We start from the raw sequence: 5,699 nt of genomic DNA on the forward strand, positions 1-5,699 counted from the left end.
AAGGTTGGCAGTACCGCCATTTCAGTTATCTGGCTTCGGTCAGAAAAGTTTCAACGGAGCGGTTGACAGGGGTTTGGTCTCCTGTAGAATGCGCCTCCCGGTCAAGCGAAACGCGAGTTGAGTTGGGCCGAACGAGCAGGGATGTGATGAATTAAATTCTCACAAAAATGCTTGACAGATTAGAAGGTTAGCGTAAGATACGCGGCCTTGGTTAAGCGGAAACGCGAACCGAATCGCTCTTTAACAATGTGAATCAAGTAATTCGTGTGGGTGCTTGCCGAATGGTCTGATGATCAAAAAGATTATCAGCCTAAGCAAGTTACTCTGTGAATTCACTGAGTTTTTTGTAATAAAGCTGAGCCAAGTTTAGGGTTTTCTCAAAACCCAATCAGTTTTTAACTGAAGAGTTTGATCATGGCTCAGATTGAACGCTGGCGGCAGGCCTAACACATGCAAGTCGAGCGGTAGAGGGGAGCTTGCTTCCCTTGAGAGCGGCGGACGGGTGAGTAATACCTGGGAATCTGCCTGGTAGTGGGGGATAACGTTCGGAAACGGACGCTAATACCGCATACGTCCTACGGGAGAAAGCAGGGGATCTTCGGACCTTGCGCTATCAGATGAGCCCAGGTCGGATTAGCTAGTAGGTGGGGTAAAGGCTCACCTAGGCGACGATCCGTAACTGGTCTGAGAGGATGATCAGTCACACTGGAACTGAGACACGGTCCAGACTCCTACGGGAGGCAGCAGTGGGGAATATTGGACAATGGGCGCAAGCCTGATCCAGCCATGCCGCGTGTGTGAAGAAGGTCTTCGGATTGTAAAGCACTTTAAGTTGGGAGGAAGGGCTGTAGATTAATACTCTGCAGTTTTGACGTTACCGACAGAATAAGCACCGGCTAACTCTGTGCCAGCAGCCGCGGTAATACAGAGGGTGCAAGCGTTAATCGGAATTACTGGGCGTAAAGCGCGCGTAGGTGGCTAAGTAAGATGGGTGTGAAATCCCCGGGCTCAACCTGGGAACTGCATCCATAACTGCTTGGCTAGAGTACGGTAGAGGGTAGTGGAATTTCCTGTGTAGCGGTGAAATGCGTAGATATAGGAAGGAACACCAGTGGCGAAGGCGACTACCTGGACTGATACTGACACTGAGGTGCGAAAGCGTGGGGAGCAAACAGGATTAGATACCCTGGTAGTCCACGCCGTAAACGATGTCAACTAGCCGTTGGGAACCTTGAGTTCTTAGTGGCGCAGCTAACGCACTAAGTTGACCGCCTGGGGAGTACGGTCGCAAGATTAAAACTCAAATGAATTGACGGGGGCCCGCACAAGCGGTGGAGCATGTGGTTTAATTCGAAGCAACGCGAAGAACCTTACCTGGCCTTGACATGCTGAGAACTTTCCAGAGATGGATTGGTGCCTTCGGGAACTCAGACACAGGTGCTGCATGGCTGTCGTCAGCTCGTGTCGTGAGATGTTGGGTTAAGTCCCGTAACGAGCGCAACCCTTGTCCTTAGTTACCAGCACGTTATGGTGGGCACTCTAAGGAGACTGCCGGTGACAAACCGGAGGAAGGTGGGGATGACGTCAAGTCATCATGGCCCTTACGGCCAGGGCTACACACGTGCTACAATGGGGGGTACAAAGGGTTGCCAAGCCGCGAGGTGGAGCTAATCCCATAAAACCTCTCGTAGTCCGGATTGGAGTCTGCAACTCGACTCCATGAAGTCGGAATCGCTAGTAATCGTGGATCAGAACGCCACGGTGAATACGTTCCCGGGCCTTGTACACACCGCCCGTCACACCATGGGAGTGGGTTGCACCAGAAGTAGCTAGTCTAACCTTCGGGAGGACGGTTACCACGGTGTGATTCATGACTGGGGTGAAGTCGTAACAAGGTAGCCGTAGGGGAACCTGCGGCTGGATCACCTCCTTAATCGACAGATCACAGGCCATTCGGTCAAGCACTCACACGAATTACTTGATTCATTAAGAAGCGATAGGGTCTTTAGCTCTCAAGCTACAGTTCACCCGCAATGGCTGATGAGGTTGTCAGCTGTTTCGAGCGTACCCGGGCAATTGGGTCTGTAGCTCAGTTGGTTAGAGCGCACCCCTGATAAGGGTGAGGTCGGCAGTTCGAATCTGCCCAGACCCACCAATTGTCGAGGTGTAGGGTCTTTTATAGGGGCCATAGCTCAGCTGGGAGAGCGCCTGCCTTGCACGCAGGAGGTCAGCGGTTCGATCCCGCTTGGCTCCACCAAGACCTGAACGGAGAAGCAAAAGCCGATCGCTAGATGGCAGAGTTCATACATGAACAATTACCGGGATAGCCTGGGTGAATTGTTGATGTCTGGTCTTTGTACCAGTCGCTCTTTAACAATGTGGGAAAGTGATAGAAAGATAGACATAACGGGTGTTTCACTGCACACGTTATGGCTAAGGTAACTTGTAATCTCAACGCAAGTTCCGGATTGTCGTGAATCATGTCTTTCATATAGCTTTGAATAATCGGTGCCGGCAGTTTACTGCTGACAACAGATTGTTTGGGGTTATATGGTCAAGTGAATAAGCGCATACGGTGGATGCCTTGGCAGTCAGAGGCGATGAAAGACGTTGTAGCCTGCGATAAGGTTCGGGGAGCTGGCAAACAAGCTATGATCCGGACATTTCTGAATGGGGAAACCCACTTAGCATAAGCTAGGTATCACACACTGAATACATAGGTGTGTGAGGCGAACCGGGGGAACTGAAACATCTAAGTACCCCGAGGAAAAGAAATCAACCGAGATTCCCCAAGTAGTGGCGAGCGAACGGGGAGCAGCCCTTAAGCAGTTTAGAGTTTAGTGGAACGCCCTGGAAATGGCGGCCGTAGTGGGTGATAGCCCCGTACACGAAAGGCTCTTAGCTGTGAAAACGAGTAGGACGGCGCACGTGAAACGTTGTCTGAACATGGGGGGACCATCCTCCAAGGCTAAATACTCCTGACTGACCGATAGTGAACCAGTACCGTGAGGGAAAGGCGAAAAGAACCCCTGTGAGGGGAGTGAAATAGAACCTGAAACCGTATGCGTACAAGCAGTGGGAGCGGACTTGTTCCGTGACTGCGTACCTTTTGTATAATGGGTCAGCGACTTATATTCTGTGGCGAGCTTAACCGTCTAGGGGAGGCGTAGGGAAACCGAGTCTTAATAGGGCGTTTAGTCGCAGGGTATAGACCCGAAACCGGGCGATCTATCCATGGGCAGGTTGAAGGTGCCGTAACAGGCACTGGAGGACCGAACCGACTACCGTTGAAAAGTTAGCGGATGACTTGTGGATAGGAGTGAAAGGCTAATCAAGCTCGGAGATAGCTGGTTCTCCTCGAAAGCTATTTAGGTAGCGCCTCGTGTATCACCACTGGGGGTAGAGCACTGTTTGGGCTAGGGGGTCATCCCGACTTACCAACCCCATGCAAACTCCGAATACCAGTGAGTGTCAGCACGGGAGACACACGGCGGGTGCTAACGTCCGTCGTGAAAAGGGAAACAACCCAGACCGTCAGCTAAGGTCCCAAAGTTATGGTTAAGTGGGAAACGATGTGGGAAGGCTTAGACAGCTAGGAGGTTGGCTTAGAAGCAGCCATCCTTTAAAGAAAGCGTAATAGCTCACTAGTCGAGTCGGCCTGCGCGGAAGATGTAACGGGGCTCAAACCATACACCGAAGCTACGGGTTCATCTTATGATGAGCGGTAGAGGAGCGTTCTGTAAGCCTGTGAAGGTCAATTGAGAAGTTGGCTGGAGGTATCAGAAGTGCGAATGCTGACATGAGTAACGACAATGGGAGTGAAAAACTCCCACGCCGGAAGACCAAGGGTTCCTGCGCAACGTTAATCGACGCAGGGTGAGTCGACCCCTAAGGCGAGGCCGAAAGGCGTAGTCGATGGGAAACGGGTTAATATTCCCGTACTTGTAGTTACTGCGATGGGGGGACGGAGAAGGCTAGGCCAGCACGGCGTTGGTTGTCCGTGTTTAAGGTGGTAGGTTGAGTGCTTAGGAAAATCCGGGCGCTTAAGACCGAGAACTGATGACGAGCGTTCTTTTAGAATGCGAAGTGGTTGATGCCATGCTTCCAGGAAAAGCCTCTAAGCTTCAGGTAACTAGAAATCGTACCCCAAACCGACACAGGTGGTCAGGTAGAGAATACCAAGGCGCTTGAGAGAACTCGGGTGAAGGAACTAGGCAAAATGGCACCGTAACTTCGGGAGAAGGTGCGCCGGTGAGGGTGAAGTATTTACTACGTAAGCCCATGCCGGTCGAAGATACCAGGCCGCTGCAACTGTTTATTAAAAACACAGCACTCTGCAAACACGAAAGTGGACGTATAGGGTGTGACGCCTGCCCGGTGCCGGAAGGTTAATTGATGGGGTTAGCTTCGGCGAAGCTCTTGATCGAAGCCCCGGTAAACGGCGGCCGTAACTATAACGGTCCTAAGGTAGCGAAATTCCTTGTCGGGTAAGTTCCGACCTGCACGAATGGCGTAATGATGGCGGCGCTGTCTCCACCCGAGACTCAGTGAAATTGAAATCGCTGTGAAGATGCAGTGTATCCGCGGCTAGACGGAAAGACCCCGTGAACCTTTACTATAGCTTTGCACTGGACTTTGAATTTGCTTGTGTAGGATAGGTGGGAGGCTTTGAAGCGTGGACGCTAGTTCGCGTGGAGCCAACCTTGAAATACCACCCTGGCAACTTTGAGGTTCTAACTCTGGTCCGTTATCCGGATCGAGGACAGTGTATGGTGGGTAGTTTGACTGGGGCGGTCTCCTCCCAAAGAGTAACGGAGGAGTACGAAGGTGCGCTCAGCACGGTCGGAAATCGTGCGTAGAGTATAAAGGCAAAAGCGCGCTTGACTGCGAGACCAACACGTCGAGCAGGTACGAAAGTAGGTCTTAGTGATCCGGTGGTTCTGTATGGAAGGGCCATCGCTCAACGGATAAAAGGTACTCCGGGGATAACAGGCTGATACCGCCCAAGAGTTCATATCGACGGCGGTGTTTGGCACCTCGATGTCGGCTCATCACATCCTGGGGCTGAAGCCGGTCCCAAGGGTATGGCTGTTCGCCATTTAAAGTGGTACGCGAGCTGGGTTTAGAACGTCGTGAGACAGTTCGGTCCCTATCTGCCGTGGACGTTTGAGATTTGAGAGGGGCTGCTCCTAGTACGAGAGGACCGGAGTGGACGAACCTCTGGTGTTCCGGTTGTCACGCCAGTGGCATTGCCGGGTAGCTACGTTCGGAAAAGATAACCGCTGAAAGCATCTAAGCGGGAAACTTGCCTCAAGATGAGATCTCACCGGGAGCTTGACTCCCCTAAAGGGCCGTCGAAGACTACGACGTTGATAGGCTGGGTGTGTAAGCGTTGTGAGGCGTTGAGCTAACCAGTACTAATTGCCCGTGTGGCTTGACCATATAACACCCAAGCAATTTGGTGGTATGGCAGACATACAGCGACAATCAGAATTTGCACGAGATTACAGGTACCACTATCTTCTATCACCAACCCACCCCTTTACGCCGTGTGGACTAAACAACGCACAGCAACGAATTGCTTGACGACCATAGAGCATTGGAACCACCTGATCCCATCCCGAACTCAGAAGTGAAACGATGCATCGCCGATGGTAGTGTGGGGTTTCCCCATGTGAGAGTAGGTCATCGTCAAGCGC

The 5,699-nt window shown here is 51.9% G+C and carries 2 tRNA genes and 3 rRNA genes; all 5 read left to right on the forward strand.

Annotation, left to right across the window (positions count from 1 at the left end):
• Nucleotides 1-396 precede the first annotated feature (396 nt).
• The 5 genes from AC27HQ_RS16760 (at nt 397) to rrf (ending at nt 5,697) form a co-directional block, all read left to right on the forward strand.
• Nucleotides 397-1,933, forward strand: a 16S ribosomal RNA gene (locus AC27HQ_RS16760).
• A 145-nt stretch (nt 1,934-2,078) separates the two neighbouring features.
• Nucleotides 2,079-2,155 (forward strand) — tRNA-Ile (locus AC27HQ_RS16765).
• Between the two features lie 26 nt (nt 2,156-2,181).
• Nucleotides 2,182-2,257 (forward strand) — tRNA-Ala (locus tag AC27HQ_RS16770).
• A 295-nt stretch (nt 2,258-2,552) separates the two neighbouring features.
• Nucleotides 2,553-5,442: ribosomal RNA gene (locus tag AC27HQ_RS16775) — 23S ribosomal RNA — on the forward strand.
• 139 nt (nt 5,443-5,581) lie between these two features.
• A 5S ribosomal RNA gene (gene rrf, locus AC27HQ_RS16780) occupies nt 5,582-5,697 on the forward strand.
• Together the 16S, 23S and 5S rRNA genes with 2 tRNA genes alongside form the textbook arrangement of a ribosomal RNA operon.
• Nucleotides 5,698-5,699 lie beyond the last annotated feature (2 nt).

The sequence above is a fragment of the Halopseudomonas sp. 4NH20-0008 genome (assembly GCF_057548395.1).